Annotated in this window: 16 protein-coding genes; all 16 read left to right on the top strand. The window is 63.5% G+C overall.

What is annotated here, in order from left to right; translation table 11 throughout:
* Window positions 1–55: 55 nt before the first annotated feature.
* A complete protein-coding gene (locus J2X58_RS01505; protein ID WP_254779261.1) occupies window positions 56–793 on the top strand; it encodes a TrbG/VirB9 family P-type conjugative transfer protein in 738 nt (245 codons plus the stop codon).
* The gene (locus J2X58_RS01500) at window positions 790–2,067 is read left to right on the top strand and encodes a TrbI/VirB10 family protein (protein ID WP_310046055.1); all 1,278 of its coding nucleotides are present in this window, start codon (window positions 790–792) and stop codon (window positions 2,065–2,067) included. The genes J2X58_RS01505 and J2X58_RS01500 overlap by 4 nt, the downstream gene beginning before the upstream one ends.
* A 2-nt stretch (window positions 2,068–2,069) precedes the next feature.
* On the top strand, window positions 2,070–3,110 hold the full coding sequence (gene virB11, locus J2X58_RS01495; protein ID WP_090054557.1) for a P-type DNA transfer ATPase VirB11: 1,041 nt from the start codon (window positions 2,070–2,072) through the stop codon (window positions 3,108–3,110).
* Window positions 3,111–3,153: 43 nt separating this feature from the next.
* Window positions 3,154–4,164: a transglycosylase SLT domain-containing protein gene (locus J2X58_RS01490; RefSeq protein ID WP_310047869.1), complete on the top strand. Its 1,011-nt coding sequence runs from the start codon at window positions 3,154–3,156 to the stop codon at window positions 4,162–4,164.
* Between the two features lie 179 nt (window positions 4,165–4,343).
* On the top strand, window positions 4,344–4,727 hold the full coding sequence (locus J2X58_RS01485; RefSeq protein WP_254779263.1) for a TrbC/VirB2 family protein: 384 nt from the start codon (window positions 4,344–4,346) through the stop codon (window positions 4,725–4,727).
* Window positions 4,720–5,031, top strand: coding sequence for a VirB3 family type IV secretion system protein (locus J2X58_RS01480; RefSeq protein ID WP_090054562.1), 312 nt, complete (start codon window positions 4,720–4,722; stop codon window positions 5,029–5,031). The genes J2X58_RS01485 and J2X58_RS01480 overlap by 8 nt, the downstream gene beginning before the upstream one ends.
* Window positions 5,032–5,090: 59 nt before the next feature.
* Entirely contained in the window at window positions 5,091–7,550 is a 2,460-nt protein-coding gene (locus J2X58_RS01475) for a VirB4 family type IV secretion/conjugal transfer ATPase (protein WP_310046052.1), read from the top strand.
* Between the two features lie 3 nt (window positions 7,551–7,553).
* Window positions 7,554–8,360 (top strand): hypothetical protein, encoded by an 807-nt coding sequence (locus J2X58_RS01470; RefSeq protein ID WP_139206068.1) that lies wholly within the window; start codon window positions 7,554–7,556, stop codon window positions 8,358–8,360.
* Between the two features lie 78 nt (window positions 8,361–8,438).
* Entirely contained in the window at window positions 8,439–9,515 is a 1,077-nt protein-coding gene (locus tag J2X58_RS01465; protein ID WP_310046051.1) for a type IV secretion system protein, read from the top strand.
* Window positions 9,512–10,003 carry a DUF4189 domain-containing protein gene (locus J2X58_RS01460; RefSeq protein ID WP_310046049.1) on the top strand — a complete coding sequence of 164 codons (492 nt, stop codon included), beginning with the start codon at window positions 9,512–9,514 and terminating at the stop codon, window positions 10,001–10,003. The genes J2X58_RS01465 and J2X58_RS01460 overlap by 4 nt, the downstream gene beginning before the upstream one ends.
* A gap of 35 nt (window positions 10,004–10,038) precedes the next feature.
* On the top strand, window positions 10,039–10,350 hold the full coding sequence (locus J2X58_RS01455) for a hypothetical protein (protein ID WP_090054570.1): 312 nt from the start codon (window positions 10,039–10,041) through the stop codon (window positions 10,348–10,350).
* A gap of 136 nt (window positions 10,351–10,486) precedes the next feature.
* Window positions 10,487–11,002: a hypothetical protein gene (locus J2X58_RS01450; RefSeq protein WP_310046047.1), complete on the top strand. Its 516-nt coding sequence runs from the start codon at window positions 10,487–10,489 to the stop codon at window positions 11,000–11,002.
* Complete coding sequence (locus J2X58_RS01445) at window positions 10,999–11,697, top strand: hypothetical protein (protein WP_310046046.1); 699 nt, start codon at window positions 10,999–11,001, stop codon at window positions 11,695–11,697. Before J2X58_RS01450 ends, J2X58_RS01445 begins: the two co-directional genes overlap by 4 nt.
* Before the next feature lie 74 nt (window positions 11,698–11,771).
* Entirely contained in the window at window positions 11,772–12,836 is a 1,065-nt protein-coding gene (locus tag J2X58_RS01440) for a hypothetical protein (RefSeq protein WP_310046045.1), read from the top strand.
* An 84-nt stretch (window positions 12,837–12,920) separates the two neighbouring features.
* The gene (locus J2X58_RS01435) at window positions 12,921–13,439 is read left to right on the top strand and encodes a hypothetical protein (RefSeq protein WP_310046043.1); all 519 of its coding nucleotides are present in this window, start codon (window positions 12,921–12,923) and stop codon (window positions 13,437–13,439) included.
* Window positions 13,436–14,884 carry an XVIPCD domain-containing protein gene (locus J2X58_RS01430; RefSeq protein WP_310046042.1) on the top strand — a complete coding sequence of 483 codons (1,449 nt, stop codon included), beginning with the start codon at window positions 13,436–13,438 and terminating at the stop codon, window positions 14,882–14,884. Before J2X58_RS01435 ends, J2X58_RS01430 begins: the two co-directional genes overlap by 4 nt.
* Window positions 14,885–14,905: the final 21 nt, after the last annotated feature.

Below are 14,905 nucleotides of genomic sequence, written 5' to 3'. Positions count from 1 at the left end.
GCTCACGCTGGCCCTCGCCGCCGTCGTCGCGTTTCATGCGACGACGTCGGTCGCGATGGATTCCACGCCTCCCGCATCCACGGCGATGGCCGGCCCCGCCACGGACGCCGTGCAGCCGTACGAATACCAGCCCGAACGCATCTACCAGGTGCGTACCGGCCTGGGCATCACGACGCAGATCGAACTCAGCCCGAACGAGCAGATCCTCGACTACAGCACGGGTTTCAGCAGCGGCTGGGACCTGACGCGACGCGACAACGTGTTCTACGTCAAGCCGAAGAACGTCGACGTCGACACGAACATGATGATCCGCACGGCGACGCACTCGTACATCCTCGAGCTGAAGGTCGTCGCCACCGACTGGAAAACCCTCGAGCAGGCGCGACGCGCGGGCGTGCAGTACAAGGTCGCGTTCACGTACCCTGCCGACACGAGCTTCCTCTCGGAAGCGAAGAAGGTGAAGGAAACGCCCGAGCTGGATACGTCGCTGGTCAAGGGGCGTGACTACAACTTCGATTACGACTACGCGAAGACCCGCAAGACCGCGCCGTGGCTCGTCCCGACGAATGTCTACGACGATGGACGCTTCACGTACATCAAGATGCCGGACCTCAAGCAGTTTCCGACGGGTAACTTTCCGACCGTGTACATGCGTGAGAAAGAGCACGGCGAAGACTCGCTGGTGAACTCGACGGTCGAAGGAAACACGATCGTCATCCACGGTACGTACCCCTACCTGGTCATTCGCCACGACAACAATGTCGTCGGTCTGCGAAGGAACACGAAGAAGTGAGCCAGAACACTCCCCACCATCCCGAAGACGAGGCGCGCGGTGCAGACGGTCATGCCGACGCATCGGGCGATCATCGCGACCCGCTCGCCGGCAACCCTTACCTGAACCAGCAGCGGCAAGCGCCGCAGCCAGACCTCGACCGGGGCGCGCCGCAACTCACCAGCAGCGACATGCGCCGGATGAACCGCAGCGCCCTCGGCCTGCTCGCGGGCATCGTCCTGCTCCTGGTCGTCGTCGCCTTCTGGCTTTTCCACAGTTCGGACACCGGGAAGAGCCCCGTCGCGAAGCCGCGCGAGGAGACCGTCTCGGTTCCCGATGCGCCCGTCACGTCGCTGGCGACCGCCCCCGCTACGGATCCACGGGCGATCAGCCTCGCCCCGGAGTTGCCGCCGCAGCGCGACGTGCCCCCGCTCCCACCGGAGCCGCAACAACCCGCGACGCCGGCGCCACACGTGCCGACGCTGCTGGAACGCCGTATCGCGGCTGCCAACGGAGGCACGCAGGCCGTCGCCGACGCGCCGGGTGGCCCCTATGCGGCAGGTCTCGCAGCAGGCATGACCATGCCCGGAACCGCCATGCCTGGCGAACCCGGGACGCCCGAGCAGCGCGCGCTGATGAGTGCGACCAACAACATCGCGTACACCGCGAAGGATCTGCCGGAAGTCTCCACGGCCACGCCGCTGCAGCACCCGGACACCCTGATGGTCCGCGGAACCTTCATTCGCTGCGTGCTCGAAACGAGGATCATCACCGACATGCCCGGCTTCACGTCGTGCGTGGTGACGGAACCGATCTACTCGTTCACGGGCAAGCGGATGCTTCTGCCGAAGGGTTCCAAGGTCCTCGGCAAGTACGAGATGGAGCCTAACGGTCCGCGCGTGGCCGTGATCTGGGACCGCATCGTCACGCCGACGGGAATCGACGTGAACATGGCCAGCCCGGGTATCGATACGCTGGGCGGCGCGGGCCACCCAGGTCACTACGACGCCCATTGGGGCAGTCGCATCGGCTCGGCCCTGCTGATCAGCCTGCTCAGCGACGCCTTCAAGTACGAGGCCGCCGAGCACGGCCCGCGCCAGACGCAGATCAGCAATGGCGTCGTGACGCAGAGTCCGTTCGAGAGCAACACCGCCGACACGGTGCAGCAGCTTGCCAACCAGGCGGTACGCCGTGCCGCGAACCGCCCGGCCACGGTCACGATCAACCAGGGCACGGTGCTCGCGATCTACGTGGCGAAGGACGTCGATTTCACCGGCGTCGTGGCGCGGTACTGAGCATGAGCGAGAGCGCACTCGCCGCCGTCGGAAGCGATTTCCTCGACTACCAGTACGAAGTACTGGGCGTGAAGGATTTCCTCGCGTCCGCCGACGTCACCGAGATATGCATCAACCGCCCCGGCGAGCTCTATCTGGAGCGCCGGGGCGGGTGGCAGCGCGTGGAAGTGCCCTCGCTGACCTTCGAGCGGGCACGGCAGTTCTGCACGGCGGTGGTCAACGAGAGCAACACCGGCCAGCGCATCACGGATACCGACCCGGTGGTCTCGCTCACGTTTCCGACGGGACAACGTGCGCAGTTCGTGATTCCTCCCGCATGCGAAGCGGGCCGTGTCTCGATCACCATCCGCCTGCCCTCCCGGCAGACGCGCACGCTCGCGCAGTACAGCGAGGACGGTTTCTTCGACGAGATCCTCGAGGGCGCCCACACCATCAGTCAGATCGATCGGGAGCTTCTCGAGCTGCGCTCCGCGCGACGCTACGAGGACTTCTTCCGGCATGCCGTGCTCGGTAAGAAGAACATCGTCGTGGCGGGCGCGACGGGAAGCGGCAAGACCACCTTCATGAAGTCGCTCGTCAACCACATTCCGGACGACGAGCGCCTGGTGACGATCGAGGACGCCCGCGAGCTGTTCATCGGACAGCCGAACGTCGTGCACCTCCTGTATTCGAAGGGAGGGCAGAGCGCGGCCAATGTCACCGCCAAGAGCTGCATGGAGGCGTGCCTTCGCATGAAGCCGGACCGGATCATCCTGGCGGAGCTTCGCGGCGACGAGTCCTTCTATTTCATCCGAAACTGCGCATCCGGACATCCCGGTTCGATCACAAGCTGTCATGCAGGCAGCGTGGAACAGACCTGGGACCAGCTCGCGCTGATGGTGAAGGCCTCCTCGGAAGGGGCGGGCCTCGAGTTCGCGACGATCAAGCGTCTGCTGATGCTGACGATCGACATCGTTGTGCACATCAAGGCGCATGGCGGCCGGCGCTACATCACCGGTATCGACTTCGACCCGTCGCGCGCGCTCGGCGCGGGCGCGGGTTGATCGGTCAGTTGGCAATGGAGCCCGAAACGACGTGATCGCAGGCATGGAAATGATGGGTTGTCAGAACCTCGCCGTACCGGCCGAGGTGATGCAGCATGTCGTCAATGTGGAATCGAGCCGCAATCCCTTCGCCATCGGCGTCGTGGGCGGTCGTCTCGTGCGCCAGCCGACCAATATCGGCGAGGCCGTCGCCACCGTCCGCATGCTCGAGCAGCGCGGTTACAACTATTCGCTGGGCATCGCCCAGGTGAACCGATCCAACCTGGGAAAGTTCGGCCTCGACACGTTCGAGAAAGCCTTCGAATACTGCCCCAACGTGACAGCGGGTTCGCGCATCCTCGCGCAGTGCTACGAGAGCGCGGGCCGAAACTGGGGCAAGGCCTTCAGTTGCTATTACTCGGGCAACTTCACGACCGGTTACGAGCACGGCTACGTGCAGCGCATCTACGATTCGATGACGCGCAGCGGCATGGTCAGCACGGCGTCGCCCATCCCGCTCGAGCGGCCGCGCGGCCCGGTGAAGGTGGTGGCGAAGGGCACCGACGTCAACGGCCTGAAGACCGATACCCCGGATTACCGCATCGCCATGCGCCGGGTGCTCGATGCCGCCGCCTCGGCGGTGATCGCTCCCGCCATGGCGTCCGAACAGACGCCCGTGATTCCGCCGGGCAACGCCACCATGCCGGTCGCGGACGCACCGGCGTCGGCCGGGGCGCCGCGGCCCATCGGCCGCATCGCCACGGACGCGGCTACCGCGGCGGCGATGTCGCAGGTCGGGCCGCGGATTCCGCAGGCGACCACTCCGCCGCCGCCCGGCCGCATCGCGACCGACGCCGGCACGGCCGCCGTCATGTCACAGATCGGCATCAGCTCGAACGCGACCGGCAGCGCGCCGGCCGCTCCTGAAGGCGACGCGTCCATCTTCGTGCCCCAGGTGCGCGCGCCCGGAGAAACACCCGCGCCGTCCAATCGCGCTCCCGCACGGCAGGCCGCGCCGGCGCGCGACCCGGCGGACCTGCGCACAGGAGGCCACGACGATGCGTTCGTCTTCTGATGTCCACTCATGCATCGCCCTCGCCACACGCGCATGGCGACCCCCGACGCGGCTCGTCGCCGAGCCGTCTTCCAGCGTGGCGGCACCCGCCGTCGTCAACACCTGAACTACCGATAAGGAACCACGAGATGTCCCTGCCCTCCCTGTCCCAGGTCTTTGCCAAGTCCACGCGCCCGGTCATGACCGCCGTGGGCCTCGCCGCGCTGTTCACGGCCCTCATGGTGCCGGGCATCGCGATCGCGCAGGTCGGAGAAACCGGCACCAAGGTGTGCGGATTCTTCGAGAACATCAACTCGCTCCTCAATGCCGCGTCGATCGTCGTGGTCACGATCGCCGTGATCTTCTCGGGCTATCAGATCGCGTTCGCCCATAAGCGCATCGCGGAAGTCGCCCCGGCGCTCGGCGGCGGCGTGCTGATCGGTGCGGCCGCCCAGGTCGCGAAGATGGTCGTCGGCGGCAACGGCAGCGGCAGCGGTGCCACCGCCTGCACCTCGAGCAGCGGCGGCGCCTTCCTCATCGACGCCGTGAACGCCGCGATGCATCTGCTGCAGATCCATGCATAAGAACGCCCTGTTCCGCGGCTGCACCCGGCCGCCCATGTTCATGGGCGTTCCCTACGTCCCGTTCTTCATGGGCGCGGGTACCGGATTGCTGCTCGGGATGTACTTCAACCTCTGGTTCCTGCTTTTCATTCCGGTCGCCATCCTCGTGATGCGGCAGATGGCGAGGCGGGACGAGATGATCTTCCGCCTGCTCGGCCTGCGGCTGCAGTTCCGCTCGCGCATCCGGAACGTTCCGCTGCACGACGGTATGTGGGTCTTCACGCCCAACAACTACCGCGATCCGAAAACGGAAAAGAAGAAATAGAAGACGGGTTCCCTGGCCCCCGGGCCAGGGACTTTCGGTTTCCACCGGCCAACGACGACATGTTCACTCCAGACGCTCCCATCTCGGTCCACATCACGCTATCCGCCCATGTATCGCCTTCCGTGGTCAAGACGACCGGCGGCGATTATCTGCTGACCTGGCGCCTGGGTGGACTTCCGTTCGTGGGCCGCGACGAGTGGGAGCTCGAACACCGCCACAATACCTTCAACCGCATGCTGCAGACGCTGCGTGCGCCCGACTACACCAACGTGGCGTTCTGGGTGCACGACATCCGTCGCCGCCGCGCGATCCGCGATCGTTCGAAGTTCGGCCAGCGCTTCAACCAGGAGTTGTCCGACGCCTACTTCGCGTCGCTCTCCGAACAGAAGCTCATGCAGAACGAGCTCTACCTGACGATGATCTACCGTCCGATCGTCTCCGGGAAGATGTTCGCGGAGAAGAGCTCGGACGTCGCACGCCTGAGAGCCGAGCAGGACGCCGCCATCGCCCAGGTCCTCGAACTGGCGGGGAACATCGAGGCGGTGCTCAAGGACTACGCACCGACGCGCCTGGGCATGTACGAAGCCTCGAACGGCATCGTGTTCTCCGAGGTCCTCGAGCTCTTCGGCTTCATCCTCAATCGTGTCGACGAGCCCGTTCCGGTGCTGAACGCCGCCGTCTACGACTACCTGCCCGTCAGCCGTCAACGTTTCTCCGCCAAGACCGGCGACTTCGTGCTCACGACACCGAGCGGTACGAACCACTTCGGCGCGATCCTCAATCTGAAGGAATACGTCGACTCGACCTACCCCGGTATCCTCAACGGCCTCAAGTTCCTGGATTTCGAGTACGTCATCACGCACTCGTTCACGCCCATGGGTCGGCAGGATGCGCTGCGCGCGCTGGACCGCACCAAGGGCATGATGGTGTCGTCGGGGGACAAGGCCGTGAGCCAGATCATCGAGCTGGACCACGCCATGGACCAGCTGGCATCGGGCAACTTCGTCCTGGGCGAATACCACTTCACGATCGCCATCTACGCCCCGACACAGGAAGCCCTGGCCCAACAGATCGCCACCACGCGTGCCGAACTGTCCAACGCCGGCTTCGTGACGGTAAAGGAGGATCTCGCCGTCACGGCCGCCTTCTTCGCGCAGTTGCCAGGCAACTGGAAGTACCGCACGCGGCTCGCGAACGTCAGTTCGCTGAACTTCCTCGGCCTGTCGCCCCTGCACAACTTCGCCACCGGGAAGCGGGACAGCAATCCCTGGGGCGAGTGCGTCACCACCCTGCAGACCACGAACGGCCAGCCCTACTTCTTCAACTTCCACGCCACCCATCCGGCGGAGAACTCGCTGGGCGAGAAGGCGATCGCGAACACGATGGTCATCGGCAAGTCGGGCACCGGCAAGACCGCCCTGATCAACTTCCTGCTCAGTCAGGTGCAGAAGCTCGATCCGTCGCCCACGATCTTCTTCTTCGACAAGGATCGCGGTGCCGAGATCTTCGTGCGCGCCTGCGGCGGGAACTACCTGGCGCTCGAGAACGGCAAGCCCACCGGCTTCAACCCGTTCCAGTGCGCACGCACCGAAGAGAACGTCCAGTTCCTCGGAGAGCTGATCAAGGTCCTGGCGGGCAAGAGCATCTATAGCTCCCGCGAAGAGGAAGACATCTTCCGTGCCGTCGAGAACATCCTCGACACGCCGATGCATCTGCGCACCATGACGAATTTCCAGAAGAGCCTGCCGAACCTGGGCGACGACGGACTCTTCATCCGCATGCGCAAGTGGACCGCCGGCAACTCGCTCGGCTGGGTCTTCGACAATCCACGCGACACCGTCGACCTCAGTCGCGCCAACATCATCGGTTTCGACTACACGGATATCATCGACAATCCGGAAGTTCGGGCGCCGGTCATCAACTACCTGCTGCACCGACTCGAGGATCTCATCGACGGTCGCCGCCTGATCTACGTCATGGACGAGTTCTGGAAAATCCTCGACGGCAAGGGCGGGCTCAAGGAATTCGCGAAGAACAAGCAGAAGACCATCCGTAAACAGAACGGCATGGGAATCTTCGCCACGCAGAGCCCCGAAGACGCGCTCGCCAGCGACATCGCCTCGGCGCTCATAGAACAGACGGCGACGATGATCCTGCTGCCGAACCCGAACGCCAGCCGCGAAGACTACGTGGACGGCCTGAAGCTCACCGAAGCCGAGTACAACGTCGTGGTGAGCCTGGACGAGCGCTCCCGCTGCTTCCTGGTGAAGCAGGGTCATGCCTCGGCGGTCTGCCAGCTCAATCTGCGCGGCATGGACGACGTTCTCGCCGTTATTTCGGCGTCGACCGACAACATCGAAATCATGCACGACGTACTCAAGGTGCGCGCGGAAGCCGAAGGCGTCGCGCCGGACGACCTGCGGCCCGAGCAGTGGCTGGCGACGTTCTACGAACATCGCAAAGGCAGCGGCAAGGGCCCGTCGAGCCCCACGCCCTCGCGCTCCAGGCAGGCGGCCTGAGCCATGAAGACATCTCCGGAGACAGATATGGATATGCCCAAGTCCGGCGCCCGGGTGTGGCGCACGACGACCCTCAAGCTCGCGTTGGGCGCGACCCTGGCTTCCATCGCCAGTACGGCATCGCCACCCACGCGCGCCCAGTGGATCGTCGCGGATCCCGCCCAGATTTCGAACAGCCTCATCGAATATGGGCAGACGGCTGCCCGCTGGGGTCAGACGCTCAAGCAATGGAGCGACGAATTCGCGTTCTGGCAGGAGCAGCTCGTCAAGATACAGAGCCTCAACTTCCAGCTATTCACCGTTCAGCAGCAATTCCCGAAGCTTCCGGCGGATTTCGGCGTCAAGGAGAACTGTCCCGGTGCCTCCGGTGGTGGCGTGACTGGCGACATCACGAGCGGCCTTCGCAACCTGTTCGGGTCGATCACGAACGACATCACGACGCAGCAACAGAACGTCTGCGTCATGATCGAACTGACGAAGAACCAGAAATACGAGGGCACGCGCAAGTATCTCCAGGAGATCGGCGCGCAGGGCAACGCTTTGCAGCAGCTGGCGAACATGCGCATATTCCAGATCATGCAGTCGCCGGGAAAGCTGTCGTCGTACACCGCGGACACCACCAAGTACGCAGCGGACATGACGCACGCGCGTGAAGTCTGGCAGACGAACCAGGCGCAGCTCGATATGCAGATAGCCATGCTCGAGCGGCGCCAGAGCGTCCTGTCGAGGCAGGCGATCAACGGCCAGGAGCCGACGACCCTCGGCACACTGGTGAACATGGCAGCACTGAAGGCTGCGCTTACGAAGTAATCCGGCCCGCGCTGCACGATGCGGCGCGGTCACCCCCGGTCATGGCAGCGAGCCTGCATGACATGGAACGAGTCAGACATGTCAGATATCGCGAACTACGTTTACTTTCAGCTGATCTACGATTATCTCAGCGATGAGATCAACACATTCGGCATGGAGCTGATGCGCCGGATGATGACATGGGCGAGCGCCATCGCATTGACGCTCGTTACCTTGTGGATCCTCGTCCAGGGTTTCCGCGTGGTCTCGGGCCGTTCGCGCGAACCGCTGATGGAGATCGTCCTCCAGATGGGTCGGATCGTCGTCATCGTCGGTGCCGCGACGACGATGGCGATCGCCAGCACCGATTTGAACAACTTCCTCACCGTGCAGCTCGACAAGGAAATCCACTACCTGTTCACCGGCAACGAGAACAAGCGGACCTCGAGCGCTATCGATGAAAACCTCGCCTACACCCAGATCGCGCTTTCGACCATCAACTCCGTCAAGGTCGTGAGCACCGACCCCGAGATGCTCAATGCCAAGGAGCGCTCCGCCTTCATCGCCACCATCGGAAGCGCAAGCCCGCCGATGGCCGCTGGCGCGATGCTTCTGCTTTATCAGTTCGCCATCGCTCTCTTCATCGGCCTCGGACCGCTGTTCATTCTTTGCCTGATCTTCGATCAGACGAAGGACCTGTTCCGTCGCTGGCTCTTGTACGGCATCGGCACCATCTTCTCGATGGCCCTCCTGAGCGTCGTCGCCAGCATGGTGCTCGAGCTCACCCTTCGTGTAAGTGGCGCCATGTGGGGTGCCAAGATCGTCAATCACCTGCTCCTCGGCGACAAGACCGAAGGTCTGACCAGTACCGCCATGCAACAGGGCGGCATCGGCCTCCTGCTGAGCATCCTCATCGTGTCGGTGCCGCCGATGGCGGCCATGTTCTTCCAGGGCACGTTGGGGAGCGCTCTGACATATACGGTGTTCGGCGGTGCCGGCACGAGACCCGGCCCCCAGGGTCAACCTCCCGGGTCACCGGAAGCGCGAGGCGCTACGAATGGCCAAACAGGATCGCAGCCCGTGGATGGCTTCGCCAATCGGGTGACGGGCGCAGGCCCCGCGCCCACGCAAGAAGCGATAAAGAATCAGCAATCCGTCGCGAGAACCCGACAATGACGAAACGTCTGCCCGCACTACTCTTCATACTCGTGCTCGCCATGTTCGCAACCGCCGCCCAGGCGGAGGGAGGCTGCCCACCTGGCCAATATCCTCAGGGCGGCCAGGGCTGGCAGGCGTGCGTACCCATTCCGGGAGAGCAGAACCAACAGATGTCGGTACCCACGGTCCGCTGGACAAATCACTATCAGGCCATCGCCACCGATTCGCACCTGGGGATTCTTGGTTCGGCGGTCGACCGGACCACGAATCAAAGCGCGATCCGTGACGCCCTGGCGGATTGCGAGGCGAAGGGCGGACAGGATTGCAAGATCGACATCGCTCTTGTCAACGGATGTGTCGCGATGGTCCTGGGTGTTACGACGAGGGAAATCCAGATGGGCGCGACGAAGGCGGAAGCCGAGGAAAGTGCGATGCAAGGATGCCGGCGTGGGAATAGCAAGTGCGAGGTCTACTATTCGGCGTGCAGTCTGCCCACAAAGCAGTAGTCATGTCCGCTTGTCGAAAGGAGGAAGGAGTAAATATGCGAAAGCTCATGGCGATGATCATGACGATCGGCCTCTGCCCGTCCGCGTTCGCGCAAATGGGCCACTATGAGTTCATCCCTTACTACGGCAACAATCCATTCGTGTTCTGCAAGCTGGGCGTTCCGGAAGACTGCTGGGTTCCGACGGATCCACAACGTGGCAAGTACCGCGTCATCGACCGAAAATGCTTCAAGAGCTACTCGGCGAAGATGTATGAGCGTGTCTGCTCGAAGGGCGGCATGAGCGCCGCGACACCCGCGAGCCGGTCGGCGATGCGTGATCCTGCCGACGCCAGTCCCGGGCTCTGACGACACCATGGCGGAACCGGAGCCCCGGACGGTAACGCACCACGGACAACGGCAACGTGAGAACGCGATGACCAAGGCATCCGCCCTACCCTTCGCCATGCTGTTTGCCCTTTCCTTTCAGGCCCACGGTGCATCCATGAACAAGCCGGACGTCAAGCTCAATCCTCGTCCGAAGATGCGCTACGAGATCACGATGACGGTGGAGGGAGCGTCCGGCGGCTTCGAGTCCGTCAAAGGCCGCGTCGACTATCACGTGAGCAATCCCGACAGCGTCCCGTTGACACCGTTCACCGGTGCCACCGTCGAGCCTCAGGAATACACGCCGATCGAGTTCGAGCGCGTCGACGACACGTACAGGGCGTACGTCTACGCGGACCGCTTTCTCGACGAGGACTATTTCGGCCGAGGCACATGCCACTGGTCGCTAGTGGCGGTGAGTGCGAACCTCCTGCATGGCAAGGCGAAGTTCAGCCCGGCGATCGTCGTCGACGACGTCTTCAAGCAGGGACAAAGCCGACGCTGGTTCGCAAACCAGTCGTATCGCGACTCACCTCTTAGCGGGCCGGACATCGGGACGGAGAAGCGCTCCGATTACAAGAAGCCGGACGACACGTTCTCGGTGACGCTCAAGGCGACGGAGCGGAGGCCGTGAGCATGCGCTCGACGGACTACGCCCGACTCGCAAAGCGGGTGCTGGCTTTTGTCGATAAAGCCGTAACGCGATACGTCCCGATCGCACCACGCCGCTCTGTCCTGAAAGGACTATTACGGCGTTTCGTGCAGGTCGCCGTCCCTGGCCTGTTTCTCTCACTCGCAGCTTGTGGTGGAAACGTGGAACCGAATATTCATCTGAATCCTGACCCGTCGATGCGGTATGAGATCACGTACACAGTGGATGATCCCTCGGTCGTCTTCGATAGCGTAGAAGCGATCGGTTCGTATCAGGTAACGAACGAGGCGTGCGCGCCGCGTGTGCCCGTGTCTGGCGTGAGAAAGGTTCCGAACAAAGTCATTCCTCTCACGACTCGCCCGATCGACCGCTCCACGTATCAGGTCACAGCGTATCCAGACGCATTGCTTGACGAGGACTACTTTGGACATGGCGTGTGTCATTGGGCGCTGACCGCGACCACGCTGGTTTGGAAACGACAGGGCAAGGAGCTCACTTCCTCGCTCATTTCCAAGGACATGTTCGAGGGACGCCACATCCTCATTTACTACCCGCGAAGCTGGCTAAGATCGAAGGAAACAGGATTCGCTGAAGGCGGGTCCATCACGCCATCGATCTATCCTAACCGCGATGACCTGTTCACGATCTCGGTCGTTGCGCGAGAGGTGCGGCAATGACGCGCTCAGCAGACTCGTACGCCTTGCTAGCCAAAGACTCATACACCGCGAGGCAGAGGAAAGAGGAAGTAGAGTTGGGTGGGGAGGCATTCACTGTCCTGGATACCAGCGAGGGCTCCCCATTCGGCTTCCAAGGGACTGCCTATCGAACCCAAAACTGGTCTGATATCGTCATCACCTATCGGGGGACTGAGCTTGACCGCGAACCTCTCCGCGACGGCGGCGTTGACGCTGCAATGGTACTTGCCGGCGTCAATCCACAGCGTGCCGCGGCTGAATCCTTCACCCGACAAGTCCTGGATCAGGTGCACCAGCACCGTCAACAGACGGGCGTCACTTCGGAGGTCTCCGTCACCGGCCACTCCCTCGGCGGCACCCTAGCGCAGCTCAACGCCGCGAAGTTCGGCCTCGACGGCCACACGTTCAATGCGTACGGCGCCCAGAATCTCGATCCCGACCTCCACGAGGGCCGCGGCCGCATCGTCAATCGCAGCCGCGCCGGCGATCCTGTCTGCGCAGCGGCCGATCACATCGGCACGGTGAAGGTCTACGCCACGCAAGGCGACATCGACCGACTGAAATTATCCGGCTACACCGCGCACGACCGGCAGAGCCACCTCACCACGGTGAGGTCTGTGGATTTCGCGGCGCACGGCATCGATAACTTCGTCGACGGCAACGCCATCAACGGCGCATCGATCCTCGGGCCCGAGTCGCAGGCTCGCTACCGAGCGAATCAATCGCTGGTGGACATGTACCGGTCCGACATCCATTTCATCCGGGAGCGCGCGTCGTTGAGTTGGGAGGTGCCGGATGCGATCGGCCGGGAGGTCCATCGCACGGTCACGCGCGCCGCCGGACACGTGGAGCACGGTGCTGAAGCGTTTAGCCTGGGCGTCGCCTCCGGTGCCGGCCACGTTTTCGCTGAGGCAGGACGCTTCGGCCATGCTCTTGGCGACGGCGCGCAGACGGCGGCGGATCGTACTCACGACTACCTCGCCGGTCGCGCCAGCGCCCTTGCGAACGATCTTCGCGATGTGGGCAACGGCATCGGCGAACGGCTCAGCGACGCGACACGCGTCGCGGCGAATCTCGCTGAACCCACACAGGGCCACGCCGGCCCGAGTTTCAGCCGATAGGAGCACGAGAGCGCCATGTCACGACGACTCGCCCTACCCTTCGCCACGCTATTCGCCCTTTCCCTACAGGCCCACGGTGCCCCCATGAACAAGCCCGACATCAAGCTCAATCCTCATCCGAAGATGCGCTATGAGATCACGATGACGGTGGAAGGGGCGCCGGGTCCCTTCGAGAAGATCGAAGGGCATGTGGACTACCACGTCAGCAACCCGAACAGCGTTCCATTGACGCCGTTCAGCGGCGCCACGGTGGAACCGCAGGCCGACGCGCCACTGACGTTCGAACATGTGGGCGGGAACGTCTACAAGGCGTTCTTCTACGCCGACCGGTTTCTTGATGAAGACTATTTCGGGCATGGGGTTTGCCGGTGGTCGCTGGTTGGCGTGACGGGAAACCTCATCCACGAACCTATCACGTTCAGCCCCAGCATCTTCAAGGACGACGTTTTTTCCGGCCGGGCCGTGACGCGCTGGTTCGCCAACGATTCCTATGAAGACGGAAGCATGCGGCGTATCGATATCGGCGCCTCTTCGGCCAAGGAGTACAAGAAGCCGGATGACGTGTTCTCGGTGACGTTGCAGACCGTGGAGAAGGTGCCGTGAGCCTCCGCTCGACGGATTACGCGTTACTGGCACAGGATGCCTACCATGCCCCTGTTCTGGACAAGCCATTTGAATTAGGGGGCGTGACCTACAGCGCGATCGATACGATGGACAATCCGCGGACGGGCTTTCAGGCGACCGCGTACCAGCGGCAGGATACGAAAGAGATCGTGATCGCCTATCGCGGAACGGAGTTCGATCGTGAACCCGTCCACGACGGCGGCATTGATGCAGGCATGGTACTGCTTGGCGTCAACGGCCAGCAGCGCGACGCGGATGCGTTCACGCAACGAGTCATAGCGCGGGCAGAAAACGAATCCAAGCGCTCGGCCGCGCCCATTCAAGTAACCGTCACCGGCCACTCCCTCGGCGGCACCCTCGCCGAGATCAACGCCGCGAAGTACGGGCTGCGTGGCGAAACGTTCAATGCCTATGGCGCGGGCAGTCTGTTCGGTGTGCCCGATGGTGGCAATCAGGTCATCGACCACGTACGGGCCGGCGACCTTGTCAGTGCCGCCAGCCCGCACTTCGGCGAGGTGCGCGTCTACGCCGCGCAGCAGGACATCGACACGCTCGGCAAGGCGGGCTACCGCGACGACGGCGGGCCGCTCGGCTTGCGCAATCCGCTCAAGGCGACGGATTTCGACGCGCACGCGATCGACAACTTCGTCCCGGACAGCAAACTGCTGGGACAGAGCATCATTTCCCCCGAGAACGAGGCAAGGTACCGCGCGCACGACACCATGATCGACCGCTACCGCGGCGACGTGATGGCGCTGCGGGAGGGTCTTTCCGCGCCGTGGGAAGTGCCGAAGCACGCCATCGAGGGGGCCATCGACGCGGGGCGTTCCGTGGCCCACGCGGTCCGCGACGGCGTGCACACCATCGAATACGCCATCGGCGAGGCCGCGCACGAGGTGAAGGAAACCTTCGAGCACGTCAGGGACGATATCGCCGAGGGTGTGCATGCCATCGGCGACAAGGCGCGCGGTGCCTGGGACACGATCACGCATCCGGGTTCGTGGTTCGATCACGACAAGAAGGATGTACCCCGGCTCGATCACCCGTCGCACCCGGATCACGCGTTGTTCGAGCAGGCTCACGGCGCTATCGGTCGGCTCGACGCGCAGCACGGGCGAGCCTCCGACGAACGCAGCGGCAACGCCGCAGCCGTGCTCACGGTAGCCGCGCGCCGTGACGGGCTGGACCGCATCGATCACGCCGTCCTCAGCGCCGACGCATCGCGCCTCTACGCCGTGCAGGGGCCCATGGATTCACCGCTGAAGCGCGTCACCGAGGTACCCACCGTGCAGGCCTTGCAGACCCCGGTCGAGCAGAGCTCCGAGGCCTGGAGGAACGTCGCCGAACAACAGCGTCAGATGGCCGAGGCGCAGCGCCAGCAGACACCACCCTCGCCGTCCGCGCCAATGCCCGGCCGTGCCTGATACGAACGAATACCGGACATC

The sequence above is a fragment of the Luteibacter sp. 3190 genome (assembly GCF_031456385.1).
Lineage (GTDB): Bacteria > Pseudomonadota > Gammaproteobacteria > Xanthomonadales > Rhodanobacteraceae > Luteibacter.
The sequence above is the reverse complement of the archived record's forward strand: the minus strand, read 5'-3'. Positions and strand labels throughout refer to the sequence as shown.

Bases quoted from the DNA above. Each gene is read 5' to 3' on its own strand.
- J2X58_RS01455 (WP_090054570.1), top strand. From the start codon at position 10,039: ATGCGAAAGCTCATGGCGATGATCATGACGATCGGCCTCTGCCCGTCC.
- J2X58_RS01480 (WP_090054562.1), top strand. From the start codon at position 4,720: ATGCATAAGAACGCCCTGTTCCGCGGCTGCACCCGGCCGCCCATGTTC.
- J2X58_RS01435 (WP_310046043.1), top strand. From the start codon at position 12,921: ATGAACAAGCCCGACATCAAGCTCAATCCTCATCCGAAGATGCGCTAT.
- J2X58_RS01505 (WP_254779261.1), top strand. From the start codon at position 56: ATGGATTCCACGCCTCCCGCATCCACGGCGATGGCCGGCCCCGCCACG.
- J2X58_RS01475 (WP_310046052.1), top strand. From the start codon at position 5,091: ATGTTCACTCCAGACGCTCCCATCTCGGTCCACATCACGCTATCCGCC.
- J2X58_RS01485 (WP_254779263.1), top strand. From the start codon at position 4,344: ATGACCGCCGTGGGCCTCGCCGCGCTGTTCACGGCCCTCATGGTGCCG.
- virB11 (WP_090054557.1), top strand. From the start codon at position 2,070: ATGAGCGAGAGCGCACTCGCCGCCGTCGGAAGCGATTTCCTCGACTAC.
- J2X58_RS01465 (WP_310046051.1), top strand. From the start codon at position 8,439: ATGTCAGATATCGCGAACTACGTTTACTTTCAGCTGATCTACGATTAT.
- J2X58_RS01470 (WP_139206068.1), top strand. From the start codon at position 7,554: ATGAAGACATCTCCGGAGACAGATATGGATATGCCCAAGTCCGGCGCC.
- J2X58_RS01450 (WP_310046047.1), top strand. From the start codon at position 10,487: ATGAACAAGCCGGACGTCAAGCTCAATCCTCGTCCGAAGATGCGCTAC.
- J2X58_RS01460 (WP_310046049.1), top strand. From the start codon at position 9,512: ATGACGAAACGTCTGCCCGCACTACTCTTCATACTCGTGCTCGCCATG.
- J2X58_RS01490 (WP_310047869.1), top strand. From the start codon at position 3,154: ATGGAAATGATGGGTTGTCAGAACCTCGCCGTACCGGCCGAGGTGATG.